The sequence below is a fragment of the Mammaliicoccus sp. N-M50 genome, assembly GCF_022386995.1.
GTDB classification, from domain to species: domain Bacteria; phylum Bacillota; class Bacilli; order Staphylococcales; family Staphylococcaceae; genus Mammaliicoccus; species Mammaliicoccus sciuri_A.
Window position 1 is genome coordinate 82,872 of the sequence record NZ_JAJNJA010000003.1, and the last position, 15,812, is coordinate 98,683.

Annotated in this window: 19 protein-coding genes; 6 read left to right on the forward strand and 13 right to left on the reverse strand. The window is 30.1% G+C overall.

What is annotated here, in order from left to right; all coding sequences use genetic code 11:
* Positions 1-13: 13 nt before the first annotated feature.
* Together LQ622_RS06090 and LQ622_RS06095 are read right to left on the reverse strand one after the other, a co-directional pair.
* A complete protein-coding gene (locus tag LQ622_RS06090) occupies positions 14-448 on the reverse strand; it encodes a pyridoxamine 5'-phosphate oxidase family protein (RefSeq protein ID WP_204258301.1) in 435 nt (144 codons plus the stop codon).
* Positions 449-460: 12 nt separating this feature from the next.
* Complete coding sequence (locus tag LQ622_RS06095) at positions 461-1,204, reverse strand: hypothetical protein (RefSeq protein ID WP_239774764.1); 744 nt, start codon at positions 1,202-1,204, stop codon at positions 461-463.
* 137 nt (positions 1,205-1,341) lie between these two features.
* Between LQ622_RS06095 and LQ622_RS06100 the strand changes: the two genes are divergently transcribed.
* On the forward strand, positions 1,342-2,301 hold the full coding sequence (locus tag LQ622_RS06100; protein WP_239774765.1) for an arsenic resistance protein: 960 nt from the start codon (positions 1,342-1,344) through the stop codon (positions 2,299-2,301).
* Between the two features lie 51 nt (positions 2,302-2,352).
* Here LQ622_RS06100 and LQ622_RS06105 read toward each other — a convergent pair whose 3' ends face one another.
* From LQ622_RS06105 to LQ622_RS06115, 3 genes are all read right to left on the reverse strand, one after another.
* On the reverse strand, positions 2,353-3,342 hold the full coding sequence (locus LQ622_RS06105) for a LysM peptidoglycan-binding domain-containing protein (RefSeq protein WP_239774769.1): 990 nt from the start codon (positions 3,340-3,342) through the stop codon (positions 2,353-2,355).
* A 136-nt stretch (positions 3,343-3,478) separates the two neighbouring features.
* The gene (locus LQ622_RS06110; protein ID WP_159315279.1) at positions 3,479-3,856 is read right to left on the reverse strand and encodes a YxeA family protein; all 378 of its coding nucleotides are present in this window, start codon (positions 3,854-3,856) and stop codon (positions 3,479-3,481) included.
* A gap of 210 nt (positions 3,857-4,066) precedes the next feature.
* Positions 4,067-4,606 (reverse strand): 2'-5' RNA ligase family protein, encoded by a 540-nt coding sequence (locus tag LQ622_RS06115; protein WP_239774772.1) that lies wholly within the window; start codon positions 4,604-4,606, stop codon positions 4,067-4,069.
* Positions 4,607-4,838: 232 nt separating this feature from the next.
* Between LQ622_RS06115 and LQ622_RS06120 the strand changes: the two genes are divergently transcribed.
* From LQ622_RS06120 to LQ622_RS06135, 4 genes are all read left to right on the forward strand, one after another.
* Positions 4,839-5,378: a GNAT family N-acetyltransferase gene (locus LQ622_RS06120; protein ID WP_204188831.1), complete on the forward strand. Its 540-nt coding sequence runs from the start codon at positions 4,839-4,841 to the stop codon at positions 5,376-5,378.
* Between the two features lie 116 nt (positions 5,379-5,494).
* Positions 5,495-6,754, forward strand: coding sequence for a Y-family DNA polymerase (locus LQ622_RS06125; RefSeq protein ID WP_126476625.1), 1,260 nt, complete (start codon positions 5,495-5,497; stop codon positions 6,752-6,754).
* Between the two features lie 20 nt (positions 6,755-6,774).
* Entirely contained in the window at positions 6,775-6,969 is a 195-nt protein-coding gene (locus LQ622_RS06130) for a hypothetical protein (RefSeq protein WP_037588788.1), read from the forward strand.
* Between the two features lie 119 nt (positions 6,970-7,088).
* Positions 7,089-7,337 carry a GlsB/YeaQ/YmgE family stress response membrane protein gene (locus tag LQ622_RS06135; RefSeq protein WP_025904335.1) on the forward strand — a complete coding sequence of 83 codons (249 nt, stop codon included), beginning with the start codon at positions 7,089-7,091 and terminating at the stop codon, positions 7,335-7,337.
* A 1,174-nt stretch (positions 7,338-8,511) separates the two neighbouring features.
* On the opposite strand, the gene LQ622_RS06140 is transcribed toward LQ622_RS06135, so the two are convergent.
* The 5 genes from LQ622_RS06140 to LQ622_RS06160 all read right to left on the reverse strand — a co-directional run bounded on the left by LQ622_RS06140 (position 8,512) and on the right by LQ622_RS06160 (position 12,544).
* A complete protein-coding gene (locus LQ622_RS06140) occupies positions 8,512-9,909 on the reverse strand; it encodes an MFS transporter (RefSeq protein WP_159315282.1) in 1,398 nt (465 codons plus the stop codon).
* Positions 9,910-10,080: 171 nt separating this feature from the next.
* A complete protein-coding gene (locus LQ622_RS06145; RefSeq protein WP_159315283.1) occupies positions 10,081-11,001 on the reverse strand; it encodes an AEC family transporter in 921 nt (306 codons plus the stop codon).
* 139 nt (positions 11,002-11,140) lie between these two features.
* Positions 11,141-11,608, reverse strand: a complete 468-nt coding sequence (locus LQ622_RS06150; protein ID WP_239740067.1) for a GNAT family N-acetyltransferase — start codon at positions 11,606-11,608, stop codon at positions 11,141-11,143.
* 11 nt (positions 11,609-11,619) lie between these two features.
* Positions 11,620-12,213: a histidine phosphatase family protein gene (locus LQ622_RS06155; RefSeq protein ID WP_239774774.1), complete on the reverse strand. Its 594-nt coding sequence runs from the start codon at positions 12,211-12,213 to the stop codon at positions 11,620-11,622.
* A 250-nt stretch (positions 12,214-12,463) separates the two neighbouring features.
* Complete coding sequence (locus LQ622_RS06160; protein WP_239774873.1) at positions 12,464-12,544, reverse strand: type I toxin-antitoxin system Fst family toxin; 81 nt, start codon at positions 12,542-12,544, stop codon at positions 12,464-12,466.
* Positions 12,545-12,912: 368 nt separating this feature from the next.
* Here LQ622_RS06160 and LQ622_RS06165 point away from each other — a divergent pair, with 368 nt between their 5' ends.
* On the forward strand, positions 12,913-13,944 hold the full coding sequence (locus LQ622_RS06165) for a hypothetical protein (protein ID WP_239774776.1): 1,032 nt from the start codon (positions 12,913-12,915) through the stop codon (positions 13,942-13,944).
* 40 nt (positions 13,945-13,984) lie between these two features.
* Here the strand turns inward: LQ622_RS06165 and LQ622_RS06170 are convergent, their stop codons facing one another.
* The 3 genes from LQ622_RS06170 to LQ622_RS06180 form a co-directional block, all read right to left on the reverse strand.
* Positions 13,985-14,914, reverse strand: a complete 930-nt coding sequence (locus tag LQ622_RS06170) for a thermonuclease family protein (RefSeq protein ID WP_239774786.1) — start codon at positions 14,912-14,914, stop codon at positions 13,985-13,987.
* Positions 14,915-15,094: 180 nt separating this feature from the next.
* Positions 15,095-15,253 (reverse strand): hypothetical protein, encoded by a 159-nt coding sequence (locus LQ622_RS06175; RefSeq protein WP_159315288.1) that lies wholly within the window; start codon positions 15,251-15,253, stop codon positions 15,095-15,097.
* 20 nt (positions 15,254-15,273) lie between these two features.
* Positions 15,274-15,627, reverse strand: a complete 354-nt coding sequence (locus LQ622_RS06180) for a hypothetical protein (RefSeq protein WP_037588781.1) — start codon at positions 15,625-15,627, stop codon at positions 15,274-15,276.
* Positions 15,628-15,812: the final 185 nt, after the last annotated feature.

The following is a 15,812-nucleotide window of genomic DNA, read 5'->3' on the forward strand; positions in this document are numbered from 1 at the left end:
CTTCTTGTAATTATTAGTATGATTGGTCTCTTGCTACTATTGTTTGATATTCAAATCTAATCAATACATAATCAGTATTACCAAGTACTGATTTAAATCTCGGATGCCAGTTATTTTCTTCACCCATATATTTATGGAATAATTTTTTTATAATCTTATTATCTGCCTTTTCTAGGTATGCATAACCTCTGAATCCTATATGCTTAACAATTCCATTTGTTACATCATATTCTACAATGCCTATTGCACATTTCCCATTTTCTTCTATTCTCTTTGGAAAAGAATCCGTCTTATAGTTTCCAATAAACCATAATGATTTATTATCCCAAATGAACCATACTGGAGATTCTCTTGGCTCACATTTTTCTACAGTAGATAAATGGGCAAATAAAGGTTTCGACAACACTTCTTCACATAATAATCTTTGTTGCTCTGTCAAACTATCCATTATCTCACTCCCTTATTTCCTAAATAGGTATTCACTTAATTTTTGCTTTTTTCCTTCTTTATTCCATTGTTGATAGTGTTTGATCATCTTATGAATGTTGCCTTCATAGTAGTTTTCAACTAAATCAACTATTGCTAAAAAGCTTTTCCAGTAATGAAACATGACATATGCATTATCATTACTTTTATAAATTTCATATGTGAATGATTCTAAATTATTTTCATCATATTTTGATTTGTAATAATTAAATAATTCTGTTTCATACTGTATAATTTCTTTAAATTCTTTGTCATTATATAAATAATACCTTGGTAAGAAAGTAACCAATCCTTCTTCAAACCATAAGTCATCTGATGATATGTCAAGATCATCAAATTCTGTTAAAAAGAAGTCGCAATGGTGCGTAATTTCATGACCTAATATGCACAATATTTCTTTTTCTAAATAGTTATTAAATATGTTTTGAGTCGTTTCTGACATGTCACTTTTGATTTGACCATTTAAAAAGGTCATCCAACTTTCTTTTTCAATATTCATAAATATACCTTTTTCATTTGTAAACGCTGGTACCTTATTCTTAAATACGTGTGTCATTACATAATCACTTGTCCATATGACGTGTTCTGGCATGTCATTTAATTCGTAATCTTTTTTCAGAATATCAATATAATTTTCAATTTTATCTATAAAATATTTTGCTGTTTTTTGAGTTTCTTCCATATCATTTAGTTCATCCATCATAAAAATAGATTTCATGTGTCTATCCCCTTACAAATATCAATAAATATAGTATTAGTAATCATATTATAACAATATTCATTATCTTTTTATTCAATTGAATTAATTTCTACTTCATACTATGATTTATATTAAGCGATTTACAGGAGGTTATGATGTCGTACTTGAAATCTTTTTTAGAGGATAAACAAATTTATATATATCTTTTATTTATTATGATGGGCGTAGGTTTCGGTCTATTGTTTGACCATGCTAGTCTTATTTTTGAACCTTTTATTTCTATTTTAATTGCGATTCTATTGTTTAGTATGTTTGCGCAAATTCCTTTTTTATCTTTACGTCAAAAGGTATCAAATTTTAAATTTCTTGTAGCACTTATTATTTCTAATTTTATTTTTATTCCTATCATTGTTTTTCTAATTGTCACAGCATTTCATATTACATCTACACCGCTTCTAATCGGCATTTACTTAGTTTTACTGACACCTTGTATTGATTATGTGATTGTTTTTACGAAGTTAGGTCATGGAAATGAAAGCTTTATGTTGATTGCTACACCTATTTTATTTATTCTACAAATCATTTTATTACCGATATATTTTCTTATATTTTTAAACCAAGATTTCTCAGAATACATTGACTTTATACCTTTTCTAAAGACTTTTGTATATCTTATTCTAGTACCTTTATTCATAGCAATTTTCATGCAGATTTTAAGCAAAAAGTCCGATGCTATGTCGAACATTTTATCTTTATCAGAATGGTTGCCTGTTCCTTTTATGGGATTCGCATTAATGACTGTTATAGGCTCTCAAATTTCAAAAATATTTAATGATTTACACGTCGTATGGATAGTTGTTCCTGTTTACATTTGTTTTATGATCATCGCGCCTTTTATTGGATATCTTTCTGGTAAAATCTTTGCTTTACCTTCAGATTTAAAACGCACGATTGCTTTTAGTACTAGCACAAGAAATGCATTAGTTGTCTTGCCATTAGCTTTATCTCTACCAGACAAATGGTCAACAATTGTGACAACTGTTGTCGTCACACAAACACTTGTCGAGCTTATTGGCGAACTATTCTATATTAAATTGATACCTAAATTTAAATAAAGAAACACCTCTAAAGTTACAGTAACGCTTGCACTTTAGAGGTGTTTTTAATTATTTCAGTTTCAATACTTGTCCTACACTTATATCATTTGAACTTAAATTATTTAATGATTTAAGTTTAGCTACACTTACGCCGCTTCTTTGTGAGATATTATACAACGTATCTCCAGAAACAACAGTATGTGTATCGCCTGTAATAGTGTCACTTGTTTCATTTAAATCATTATAATGCTTTTGTACAAGACTATAAAATTGATCCATATCATAGCCCCATTGACTAAAGTAATTGATTGGATCTGTATGATCTGTTCCACCATAATACTGACTAATGGCATTGTGACTGATAACTGTACCTGTTCCTTCATTATTATCGGCTAATGATGGTTTCAGTCCATTTTGGTGTAACATTTTCGCAGTTAAATATGCTTGATTATTGACCGATTTCGCAAACTGGTCAAATGTACTAGATTGAGCCAATTCTATTTGATAGAAATATGGATTGGCTTTTGCGCCTGCACCCCAAGCTAAATAACCACTAGATGCTGTTTGAACGATTTTACTGCTACTTGCATAAGCATGAACAAACGCGCTTTCATAATTGTTATACATGTAATTGATTTCTTCATCTATTGTGCTATCAGGATTAGCTGTTTCATGTATAATCACACCGATAAACTTATCTGATTTATAATCATACTTCGGCAAACTATCCATTCTAGAATCTTGCGTGATTGTAGATGGCTTAATATTATTTTTAGCAATATAATTATTAACATCTTGATAAGCTTCATTTGTATGTTGATTTGACTCTATTTCTGTAGAATTTTCTTCTGCATCTTTATTATGTAATTTAAGATCTTCATCCGTTAGCAAGCCTGTTAATTCTTTCGGGTTCATCTTTTGTGCTCGTTCAAAACTAATCGATTTGCTTGTATTCTCTGTTTGTTCACTTTGATGTTCTTCTGCATTGATATATCCAACAGATTGAGCAAATAATACACTTGTCGTCAAAATTATTGCTGTTCCAAACTTGTACTTCATAATAATCCCCCTTATATTTTATTTTTATATTGTATTACAAACCATAATTAATTAATATACTTGAAGAATATTTCGTTATATTAAATATTTATTACAACTAAAAAAGGAACGAGATAATTAGATTATCCCGCACCCTTTATTCTATAGCGTTTAGCGCTTTCTTTGGTATTTCACTTTTATCAACTTCTTCAAATGATTCCACATGTGTACCTTTATGCTTAATTTTTAAATAGTGATTTGTTTTAAGCTCATCTGATGATATAAATTCCACTTTCGTACGTTTACCATCTTCATCTACAATATCTTGCTTATATCTTCTAATATTATGTTCTTCAACAGCATCAGGTAGCTTTGTCTTTACATAAGCGTATTTCTCTTTCATAAATGGATTTAATTGATCTGATACACCTTTAATCTCACTTGAGCCAGATGTACTAAATATAACGATTAATAAACAACAACATAAAATGACAAATATAATTAGAAAAACAATACCTTTTAATAAACCTTTCAATGTTATCTCTCCTTTCAAGTAAAATGATAGCATCATCTCACTTGAAATAGTCCTAACATTGTTGTCACAACAGGCTTCTAAGCTTACAATTTTGTAAGATTAAGTCTCTCTTATTAAAACACACCTAACATATTCTGACATAATGAGCACCTCTCTTTTTTATATTTTATAATTAGTAAATTTAGATTCTAAAAAATGTATTTATCAATTTTAATCTTTCAATCCAACTTTCTTTAGGCGAACATACTTATTATTTACATATTTATAAATATAAACCTCATTCACTTGAAATGGTTTAAATATATCTTTCTCATTCAATTCTTTTTCCATATTCAACAAATGATTTATATTATTTCCAGTACTAATGTTATCTCCATAACTTTGCTTACCCACAGTTAAATGTGGTACATATAAATCCCCTTCAAAATACTTTTGTTGCATTTCCTTTGTAACATTTAATAATCCCACTATTTGTTGATGTAAGTCATGAATTTCTAATGAATCAAATGACACGTATAATACTTCTTTACCAAAATAATCTGTTTGTTTTGGTGTTACAGTAAATTTAGAAGTATGATTAATCAAATTAGTAATATCTTCTATCCAATTTTCATCTATTGTTAAATTACTTTGAGCTTTTAAAGTAATATGTGGTTCTACACCTATTCTATCCATATATTGATGTTGTAAGTTAAGTACCGTACTATACATAGGTTCAGGTGGTACAATTCCAATAAAATATTTACTCATCATATCCCTCTTTTGTTAGTAAATTAATGTATCTATTAATACTAGCTTAAATCAGAGCAATTGTTCAAATTCATTTCTCGTAACATATTCTGACATAATGAGCACCTCTCTTTTTTATATTTTATAATTAGTGAATATAATTGTCAAAAACTGTAAAACTGAAATAAGTATAATTTTTCCAATTCACATGATAAAATAATTTTAATTATTTTATACAGAACTGAGGGATAACATGGGTAAAAATCGCGAATTACATATTAGACCTATTAAGTTAGAAGATTTAAAGAGTATATGGCAGATGGCTTTTAAAGATTCAAATCCTGAATGGAAGTTATGGGATGCGCCTTATTTTCCTCATCATGCTATGTCGTATGATGATTTCTTGCTACAAAAGGATGATTGGATCAATGTTCCGAATAGATGGGCTGTGATATACAACAACGAAGTTATTGGTACAGTCTCTTATTATTGGGAACATGAACCTTCTAAGTGGCTAGAGATGGGTATTTCAATCTATCAATCTGATAATTGGGGTAAAGGCATTGGCACAAATGTCATGCGTATGTGGATTGATCATTTATTCAATACTTTAGATATTGTTCGCGTTGGTTATACAACTTGGTCAGGAAATAAAGGGATGATCAAAATTGGAGAACGTCTTGGTATGACGATGGAAGCTAGAATTAGAAAAGTAAGATATTATAACGGGACTTATTATGACTCTATTAGAATGGGACTTTTACGGGAAGAATGGCAAGATTTAAAGTCTTAATGTAGTACGTAACATTCATAAAATGATAACATATTGTGCTTTTACACAAGTTTATACTTTACAAAATAGAACGTATGTTCGTATAATAAAAGTACAATATGACTAGGGTGATTTTTATGTATGACTACAGTTATTGTCTAAATCGGGATATTTTATGTGTGGATTTAAAGAGTTTCTTTGCGTCTGTTTCATGTATTGAAAAAGGTTTGAACCCGCTAACGACTAAGCTAGCTGTTGTGGCTGATACGAAGCGTAAAGGTTCTGTTGTCTTGGCAGCTACTCCACCTTTAAAAGCAATTGGCATTAAAACAGGTTCTCGTTTATATGAAATACCTCAACGTAAAGATATCTATGTTATTAATCCATCTATGAAGAAATATATGCAATTATCAACACAGATTAGCAAAATTGCTTTGGATTATGTTGCTCCTGAAGATTTTCATCAATACAGTATTGATGAATTCTTTATGGATGTATCAGAGTCTTACCATTTATTTGCGCATTCTCCCTTTTCATTAGCGATGCAACTTCAAGAGCGTATATTTAATTATACTCAAATTCGTAGCACGATTGGTATTGGATCTAATTTATTACTCGCTAAACTTTCGATGGATATTGACGCAAAGCATACGAGTCTTGGTATATCAGAATGGCGCTATGAAGATGTGCCGTCTAAAGTTTGGTCCATTCAGCCTTTACGAGACATGTGGGGAATCAATCGACGTACAGAAGCTAAGCTTAATAAGAAAGGGATATTTACAATTGGTCACTTAGCTAATTATCCTGTGGAATATTTGAAGCGGGACTTTGGCGTTATTGGTGTTGACCTTCATTTGCATGCTAATGGTATTGATGAAAGTGTCATTAGAAATCCTCATCGTATATATGATAAATCTCTAGGTAAGTCGCAAATACTTATGCGTGATTACAGTATGAATGAACTTAAGACTGTATTAAATGAACAAGTAGATGAAGTTTATTTCCGTTCTAGGAAGCTCAATTTATACCCTACACGTATTAGCGTGAGTGTCGGTTATGCAGACGTTGGAGGTGTGCGGAAGCAATTTACAAATAAAACGGGATTCATGAATACTTATGTTATCACACAATTATTATGGGATTATTTATCTCAACGGTTAGAGCCGGACAGACTTTATAGAACGATTGCTATATCATTTGGCAAATTTATTCCGAACCAAATTAAACAATTATCTTTATTCGACGATCCATATCAAATTAAGACAGAGACACTCGAAAATCATTTAGATTTTATACGTATGAAATATGGCAAAGATGTTGTTATGCGCGGTTCAAGCCTATTAAATAGTGGTACATTATTAGAAAGAAAAGACTTAATTGCAGGTCATAAAGCTTAATATTTATGGAGTGTATAGTTATGAAAGAACTTAATATAAACTGGGAAGCAGATTTTATTGAATACCAAACTTTATTATATAGTGGTGTCGATCCAGAATGGTTCTATGCCTGTATTAGAAATGATGTTTTAGTACCAGCATATACAGGACAAGGCAAACAATATTTTTGGACTAAAGATATCCTGGAAGCTCATAAAATAATACCAATATTTTAAAAAACCAACTATTTACTACAATTATTGTTTAATTTTACCAATTATTTTCTTTATAAGTGTTTAACGAATCTTCACATTGGATATATATAAAGAAGTGTAAAAATAGGAGGTAATTATATATGGGCTTTATATTAATGTTAATCGTCGGCGGTTTAATCGGCTGGCTAGCAGGTGTTATTTTAGGTAAAGATATTCCAGGCGGTATTATTGGTAATATTATCGCAGGTATTATCGGTTCAGCAATTGGTGGTAAATTATTAGGAGATATGGGACCAGTAATAGGTGGAATTGCAATTATTCCAGCATTAATCGGTTCAATCATCTTAATCTTAGTACTTTCATTCATTTTAAAAGCAATTAAAAAATAGAAAGTACAATAAATATAAAGAAGCATATCACTTAATTAATTTTGTGATATGCTTCTTTTTTGATACAGATATATTTAACAAATAAAAGCACCACACAAATTTGTGCGGTGCTTATGTCATATACGAATAAATATTTTCAAAACCACTCTAGGTAAATAGCTTTGTAATAATAAAATACCCGACGTATATAAACTCTAAACATTATTTTAATAATAATCTAAAGAAATTCATGATTCTTTAACGTTTATTAGAACCTTTACTAAAAAGATTTCTTATAAGTCTCATAATTAATACTGTACCAACATATCTTAAAATACGTTTTACTATGTTTCCCATCCTTATCAGCTCCTCTTACAATATATCATTTACTATTACTACTTCACTACTTTACCCAATTAAGTCTTTCATTACACATATAAAAAATTTCTTAGTCCCGTTCCTGCAAGGATGACTAGAGTTGAAAAAGCTTAGTACAAGCGCATTTCAATTCAGTCACCTACTGTCAAGAAACTACAAGAGACTGAGACATTATATTGTGTCCCAGTCTTTTTATAAGGAAAAATCAATATTAGCGTGAGCTTCTATGTTGCTTGTTTGATCAGTCTTGCAATATACAAGGCGACTATTTATCTTGTTTGGTCAATCTTGATAAATACAGGGCGACTATTTATCTTGTTTGGCTAGTCTTGATAAATACAACGCGACTATTTATCTTGTTTGGCCAGTCTTGATAAATACAAGGCCGCTATTTATCTTGTTTGGTCAGTCTTGATAAATACAAGGCCGCTATTTATCTTGTTTGGTCAGTCTTGATAAATACAACGCTCCTATTTATCTTGTTTGGTCAATCTTGATAAATACAGGGCGACTATTTATCTTGTTTGGCTAGTCTTGATAAATACAAGGCCGCTATTTATCTTGTTTGATCAATCTTGATAAATACAAGGTCTTGAACATTGCTTGTCACGCCTCACTTGCAATATTCAGTCCTCAACATTGCTTGTCACGCCTCACTTGCAATATTCAGTCCTCCAACATTGCTTGTCGCACCTCACTTGCAATATTCAGTCCTCCAACATTGCTTGTCACGCCCCACTTGCAATGTTGACCCTCATATTTCTAAAAATATGAAAAAGAGTCTGGAACATTTCTGTCCCAGACTCTTTAATATAAATTATGATTTTGTACTTTCGTTATGCCACCATAATGAATCTTTCGGATTTTCTACAGCATGAACAAATTCTTGTTTCGATGCTACAGTTGGATAAGATCCTTTTAATGATTTTTTAGAAGTATCTTCAAATAATGTTAAGACAACAATCAGACCAATAATACTCACACCTAATAAATAGAATGCAGGTGCTAAATTATTACCTGTCACGTGTACTAACCATGAAGCTACTAACGGTGTTGTACCACCAAATAACGAAACTGAAATATTAAATGTCCATGATAATGTTCTGTAACGAATATCTGTATGGAACAATGTTGGTAATGACCCTGGCATTGTACCTTCGTAAACTGATAATACGATACCTAACAATAGTAATCCAAGGAATAAGAATCCTAGTCCACCAATGTTTAAGAATTGGAATGAAACAACAGATACTAATATACCTAAGATTAGACCGAAAGAAATTACTTTCTTATTACCTATTTTGTCACCAAGTCTACCAAATGTAAGTGCGAACGGTACCATAATCAGTAATACAACCGCTGTTATCGGTGTACTAATACGATCACTAATACCAACCGTTTCATCTAGGTATGATGGCATGTAACCTAATAATACATAGTTTGTAATATTAAAGAAGGCTACAAACACAATACATAATAAGATATCTTTTTTATATTGTTTTATAATTTCAATAACGCTTAGTTGATCTTTTTGATCAGCGATATCATTTTCAAAAATTGGTGTTTCTTCTAAATGTGTTCTCAAGTAAAGACCAATCAATCCAATTGGCGCACTTAAGAAGAATGGAATTCTCCAACCCCAAGAATTCATTTGAGCATCTGATAGTGTCCAGAATAATACTGTAACAAGGATAGATGCCACAATATAACCAGATAAAGTACCGATTTCTAAACCACTACCTAATCTAATTCTTTTATTATCCGGTGAAGACTCTGCGATATAAACCATCGCACCAGCATATTCCCCACCTACTGAGAAACCTTGTAAAATACGAGCTAGCAATAATAAAATTGGTGCCCAAACTCCGATCTGATCATATGTAGGTAATAGTCCAATAATCAAAGTAGAAATTGCCATCATTATAATTGTAAATGTTAAGACAACTTTTCTACCTAGCTTGTCACCTATTTTACCAAAGACGATTCCGCCCACTGGTCTAAGTAAGAATGCTATCGCAAATGTTGCAAAAGTGAAAATTAATTTTAATTCATCATTTTGAACTGGACTGAAGAAATTCTTACTAATGATAACTGCAAGGTAAGAATATAGTGCAAAGTCAAACCATTCCATTGCATTACCAATACCAGTAGCAAATACACTTTTCTTTGCCATACCGATATCTACGACGTTGATTTTCTTTTTATTAAACTTCAAACGTATACAGCTCCTTTTCATGTTTAAAGAGTATACGCTCACTTTTTTATAGTGTCAACTTAATATTTAAATATAATAATATACACTTTTCATCTAATGGTATACAAACAAAAAATTGTCCACGCTTACATCTTAGTAAGCATGGACATTATAAATTTAAACGATATTCACTTAAGTAAATAGTATATATGAAAAATAAATGACGATTGAAACTGTGACTGAACTTAATAATGTAGAGAATAAAACAATTTGAGCATGTAGTTCTGGTTCCACATCATATTCAAAAGCAATTGTTGATGTATTTCTTGAAGTTGGAAATGCACTAGCTATAAATAACGATTGTGCAATAACACCATCAATATGGAATATATAAATTAAACTAAGTGCAATAAGTGGTCCAATTATCAACCTACCAATCAACGATCCCATAATCGCTCTATGCAATAATTTCAATTTAATATGCGCTAATTGAGCACCTAATAAAATTAAAGCAATTGGCGCAAAACTATCTGAAATTTGATGGATAGGAATAAGAAACACTTGAGATAATTTAATATGCCCTACTTGAAATATAATACCTAAAATCAGTGCGTGAAAAACAGGTAGCTTCAAAAAAGAAATGACAATATCTTTTAAACTTTTAGTAGTGGAAAGTAAATTATACATACCATAAGAATACGTAAGTAGATTTTGGAAAATAAGCACGAAGATTTGTACAGCAACACCAATAGGATTTTGACTAAAGATTAACTGACTGACCGGCAAACCGTAGTTCCCAGAATTCATCAAAGAGATACTATTCTTTAACGCTGCACTCTCACCTTTTTGAAGATTCAATACTTTAGCAAATAAATTACCAATTAAAATCATAACTAAACTATAAGCTACAATATAGTAAAGAACCTTTAACAACAAATCCATCTGAATCGTAATATCATAAATATTCGCAAAAACCGCAACAGGCATTAAACAATAAGTAATAAGTGTAGAAAAATGTTTTAAATTAAATGCAAACTTTCTCTGTAATAAAAACCCAACAAAAATTAAAATAAGAAGCGGTAATAACACTTCCATTAAAATGAAAACAAACATAATATCCTCTTTCTCTCTATATTTCTCTTATATTCAAGCTATCACAAATGAATCATAATAAATATGACAAATTAAGTATTTTGAATGATAAGTTTAAGTTATGAATATAGAAATATAGATAACTAAAGCTTAGGTAGTTTTATTTAAATTTTTCCATTCTATAAATACCTTCATCATCTTGAAATTTGATACCATTCTTGAAATCATAACCATACTTTCTATAGAACTCTACTGCTGTAACTGACGCTGGAATTTCTATACGTCGTGCGCGTTTAAAGTAATAGTCATTTTCAAGAGTTTCTATTATGAGCTTACCAACACCTCTTCCTTGATGATCTGGTGATACAAAAATGGTAAACAAGCTACTTTCAGTTTCGCTATCCCAATACGGTCCAATTGCACCTGTTGCTATTATTTGATTATTTTCTTCAAATATATAAAAATTTGTAAAACTTGCTCTTTCAATTATTGCTTCAGGTGTCATGCTACTCACAACTTTTTCTATCTCTTCAACAGGCTCGTCTTTTACATTGGTTGTTCTCAATGTGTGAATAATCATTTCACTAACTGCTTTTGCATCTTTTGAATCGAACATTCTAATTTTCATACAATCATCCTTTATATCTCACCAATTTTCTTATATTGAGACAAGTGATTTACTTGATTACATTCTAATATTTCTACTTTATCGTCTGATATTTTTAACGACGATATGCTACCGTTTGTAAGTTTAATTTTTCCTGTCCCTGTTTCTCCATTTGAATAATGATATAATATGGCATTAATGAAGGCGCCATGAGATACAACTACTACATTTTGATTTGGATATTTTTCATGTATTTCAGACAATCCATTTAAAATTCTACGCTCAATGCTAGACCCATCTTCACTATTAGGATAAATTCGATCTGGGAATCGTTCGAGTCTTTCAGCTAGCGTCAAACCTTCAGCATCACCAAACGATAATTCAATAAACGCTTCTCTTTCAATCAAATCTACATTCAATTGTTCTTGAACGATTTCGGCAGTTTTTTTAGCTCTTTTTAAAGGACTCGTAATAATGACATCAATTTCTTTATCCTTTAAAGCAACACCACTTTCCTTTGCTTGTAATTCGCCATTACGATTCAAAGGAATATCCGTTCTACCTTGCGTTCTACCTTCCAAATTCCAATCCGTTTCACCATGTCTTAAAAAATATACATTTGTCATCATTCAAACCTCACATTAAATAATTTAAAATCTATTGTATCACTTATAACGGTACATAACACGCTAAATTTCAGTATATATACATTGAAAATTGTGAAGAAAACTTTTGAATTGAGCTTAACAATATTGTATAATATTTCCATACAATACAACCATGATAGCTTCCATCATGGACAACACCAAACCCCCTTATTTTCGTGGAATAAGGGGGTTTTTTAGTGTGGTTAGTCACCTATTATTTTTTGTTCTGCTAGCGTAACCAATTCGCAAATAAAGCAACAATACAACTACTTATAATGGTTGAAACTATACTTATCAGTGCTTCCACCATAGGACTCCACCTCCTCTCAACGCTAAATTAACGCCAGAGATAGGCGACGAAATTATTATATCAAGCTAACTATTAAATCCACTAATCTCATATTTTTAACTTCATAAATACTTTATTGGTCAATATGATGATAAACACTTCATAAATTAACATTCTATTGCTGTCTAGATTCATAATTTCAATAAAAGTAAATTTACCATTCTTAAATAAACCCTAATTATTCTACCTAAATATAATAGGAAATTATGTTTGATTACTTTAAGAAATTTTACAATTATATTTAAAAAGTTTACCATTACAACTAGTTGATTATTTTTTCCACTTTAATTTAATCTCTTCATATTATTTACAAAGGAGTTCAACATATAATGATTAATTTAACAAGTGAAGCAAGAAAAGAATTATATAATACATTAACAGATGAAAAGATTAAAATATTAGATATATATCATAAAAAAACAAAAAGAAGTATCTTTTTTAACGGTATTTTTGAAGAAGATGATGGTTGGATTATAAAAGATTTACAAATCAATCTAGAGTATGGAAATCAAATGGATGACTCACAAAAGTTATATTGTGATAAATGTGGAAAAGAACTCAAATATCAGTATATTATAGGATCAACTCATAATTACAAGATTCATAAATTAGGTATATCATGTTTATCTCAACATTTAGGAGTACCAAAAGCAGTCGCTACTGAAGTACATAATAGAAAATTGAAAATCGATGAATGGTTGGATGATATTCTATATAATTTAAACGATGACTATACAAATGAATGCGTTAAAAACATTTATCAAACTAACGATGATTCTGTTATAGAAACGATATTTAATAGTAAAGAACAAGTGTTGGTTTCTGACTTTATTAAAGTAGACTTACCACTGCCTTCAAGGTTGCAGGAAAAACTAATTAACTATGAAAATACAAAGAAGAAAAAAGAGCTTGAAGCTAAAAATGAGATTTATAGAAAAGAACAGGCTGAGCTAGAACGTATTAAAAGAAATGAAGAAGCGGATGAAAAAATTGATAAGATATTTAAAAATAAAAGAGAAAAAAATAGAACGTTCCAAAATAATAGAGGTACCTTTAAAACTACAAAGAAAAACAAAAATAAAATAGATATTCATCCTGTATATCAAAATTTATCTGCAGAAGAAAAACGAAAAGTTTTAATGATAATTGCATCTTGTAGGATGAATATATGGAATGTATTTAAATATAATCGTAATAAAAATGAAATTCTTTCATTAGAATATGTTTTTGGTAATAAAACACATTACAACAAGCTATTATCATATTTTACAATCTATGATGCTATTCAAGAAATTATCAATTCTGTTCTTAAATATCATGATTTAAAAATAATATTCGAACATGGATTTAAGTGCAAATAATATAACCCGGCCATAAATTAACTTATGGCCGGGTTTAAATTTAATTTACTTCACATGCAAAGTTATCTTTGTCTCTATCTAGTTTACCATTGTATGCTGGATGTGTACTAGGTACGCCATTGGGATATACTTTTCTAAGTGCTGTACAATTTGGATAATATTCTGATCCTGCATTTTGAGAAGTATTATTTGGTGTTTGTGTTGTAGCACTTTTTGCTCTGTTTGAACTTTGAGTATTATTTGATGCTGATTGTTCAGTTGTAGATTGTTGTGTGCTTGCTTGATTATCTTCAAATGCACTTCCTAAACTCCAAATGCCTAATTTTTCTTCTTTGGCTTTTTCTTGTACACTCTCTAATTGATCTAAGTACCTTGTATTTGGCGGATATACATATGCTACTTTAGCTAATCCTTCTCTCACCAATATTTCATTAAGCATTTTACCGTCTACATATATGTATGCTAAATAACGTTGATATTTATCTGTTTGTCCACCTACATCAAACTCTACTTCGATTTTATTTGCATTTGTTAACAATTCTTTCGTTCTATCTGATGCTTCTTGTCCAAATGGTTGCTTACCTAGTCTTGGGTGTTTCGTTTCAGGTGTATCAATTAGTAAAAACCTAAATGATTGTTGGCTGCCATTATAAATAAATTTCGCAGTATCTCCATCAACAGTACCCGCTAATTCAACTGGAATTCTGTCAGTTGTACCTGGTTTATATGATTTTTCTTGCGTATCATTTTGAGTAGTTTTCTCATTATAATTAGAATTTTTCTCGGAAGTCTCTATTTTTTCCTTTAGCTTTTTATTTGTCTCTTCTAATTCTTTTTGTTTGCTTTTTAATGCTGTATTCTCTTGTTTTACGTTTTCATCTTCGCTATTATCAGTACTTACATTACTACAACCACTTGTAATAGTTGCTAAGAATAAAATACTTACACATAACAATATAATCTTTTTCATAACACTTACTCCTACTTAAATATTCACTTGTTAATTATACTAAATTCACAAAAATTTATCGTATGTTTTTATTATCTTGTTCGATTAAATTACCTTAAAAGATTATATTTACAACATGTATAAATAAAAAATGTTCAATGGATTCAAACCAAAAAAAATAAAAACACCTTTACGATGTTTTTAGTCAAATAATCGAAATATCATTCTAAATATCCAGCCTATAGCTCTTGGAATTGTAACAAATATTGCTCTGATAATATCTCCAATATAAAAGAACCCTTCTAAATAATCCCCAAAAGATAATTTATCAGCTTTATGTTTTTTATTTTCTTTACCCATATGACGCCTCCTATCTTAATTTATAAATGTACAGAAGCAAATTCAACTAGATAATTGATACCTTTTATAAATATATAAAATGCATAAGCCATAGTGCCTAAAATAAATAAAGCAGACATTATTTTAATTTTTTCTCCCTTATCTCTATAAACGATATGGACGATAATAAACAATGTCATTAAAGAAAGATAAGCAAAAGCCACTGCAGTTAACATACCTACCGTATTCCGCTTCACATGAAAGTGACTCGTAATCCATGAATCATAAAATGCATCTCTAATACCAAGATGCCCTGTATAAAGATCAAAGCCTATTCCTAGTAATATCAGTAAACCTTCAACAATAAATGCCATCAACAATAAGAATGCTTTCATTTAATCACCTTTAGTATTTTAATTAATTCCATAATTAATAAATAACATTTGTTATGAATAATAGTAATATACTTATGAAATAAGGGCAACATGTCGTAACACATTGCCCATGAAAATTTCATATCACTCTTCTAAAATACCCTTTAAATTCAGTGAAAAATACCACTTAATTATAAAATAGTATA

Bases quoted from the DNA above. Each gene is read 5' to 3' on its own strand.
- LQ622_RS06150 (WP_239740067.1), bottom strand. From the start codon at position 11,608: ATGAAAATTAGAATGTTCGATTCAAAAGATGCAAAAGCAGTTAGTGAA.
- LQ622_RS06095 (WP_239774764.1), bottom strand. From the start codon at position 1,204: ATGAAATCTATTTTTATGATGGATGAACTAAATGATATGGAAGAAACT.
- LQ622_RS06130 (WP_037588788.1), top strand. From the start codon at position 6,775: ATGAAAGAACTTAATATAAACTGGGAAGCAGATTTTATTGAATACCAA.
- LQ622_RS06100 (WP_239774765.1), top strand. From the start codon at position 1,342: ATGTCGTACTTGAAATCTTTTTTAGAGGATAAACAAATTTATATATAT.
- LQ622_RS06120 (WP_204188831.1), top strand. From the start codon at position 4,839: ATGGGTAAAAATCGCGAATTACATATTAGACCTATTAAGTTAGAAGAT.
- LQ622_RS06180 (WP_037588781.1), bottom strand. From the start codon at position 15,627: ATGAAAGCATTCTTATTGTTGATGGCATTTATTGTTGAAGGTTTACTG.
- LQ622_RS06160 (WP_239774873.1), bottom strand. From the start codon at position 12,544: ATGGTGGAAGCACTGATAAGTATAGTTTCAACCATTATAAGTAGTTGT.
- LQ622_RS06170 (WP_239774786.1), bottom strand. From the start codon at position 14,914: ATGAAAAAGATTATATTGTTATGTGTAAGTATTTTATTCTTAGCAACT.
- LQ622_RS06155 (WP_239774774.1), bottom strand. From the start codon at position 12,213: ATGACAAATGTATATTTTTTAAGACATGGTGAAACGGATTGGAATTTG.
- LQ622_RS06090 (WP_204258301.1), bottom strand. From the start codon at position 448: ATGGATAGTTTGACAGAGCAACAAAGATTATTATGTGAAGAAGTGTTG.
- LQ622_RS06125 (WP_126476625.1), top strand. From the start codon at position 5,495: ATGTATGACTACAGTTATTGTCTAAATCGGGATATTTTATGTGTGGAT.
- LQ622_RS06115 (WP_239774772.1), bottom strand. From the start codon at position 4,606: ATGAGTAAATATTTTATTGGAATTGTACCACCTGAACCTATGTATAGT.
- LQ622_RS06165 (WP_239774776.1), top strand. From the start codon at position 12,913: ATGATTAATTTAACAAGTGAAGCAAGAAAAGAATTATATAATACATTA.
- LQ622_RS06135 (WP_025904335.1), top strand. From the start codon at position 7,089: ATGGGCTTTATATTAATGTTAATCGTCGGCGGTTTAATCGGCTGGCTA.
- LQ622_RS06145 (WP_159315283.1), bottom strand. From the start codon at position 11,001: ATGTTTGTTTTCATTTTAATGGAAGTGTTATTACCGCTTCTTATTTTA.
- LQ622_RS06175 (WP_159315288.1), bottom strand. From the start codon at position 15,253: ATGGGTAAAGAAAATAAAAAACATAAAGCTGATAAATTATCTTTTGGG.
- LQ622_RS06105 (WP_239774769.1), bottom strand. From the start codon at position 3,342: ATGAAGTACAAGTTTGGAACAGCAATAATTTTGACGACAAGTGTATTA.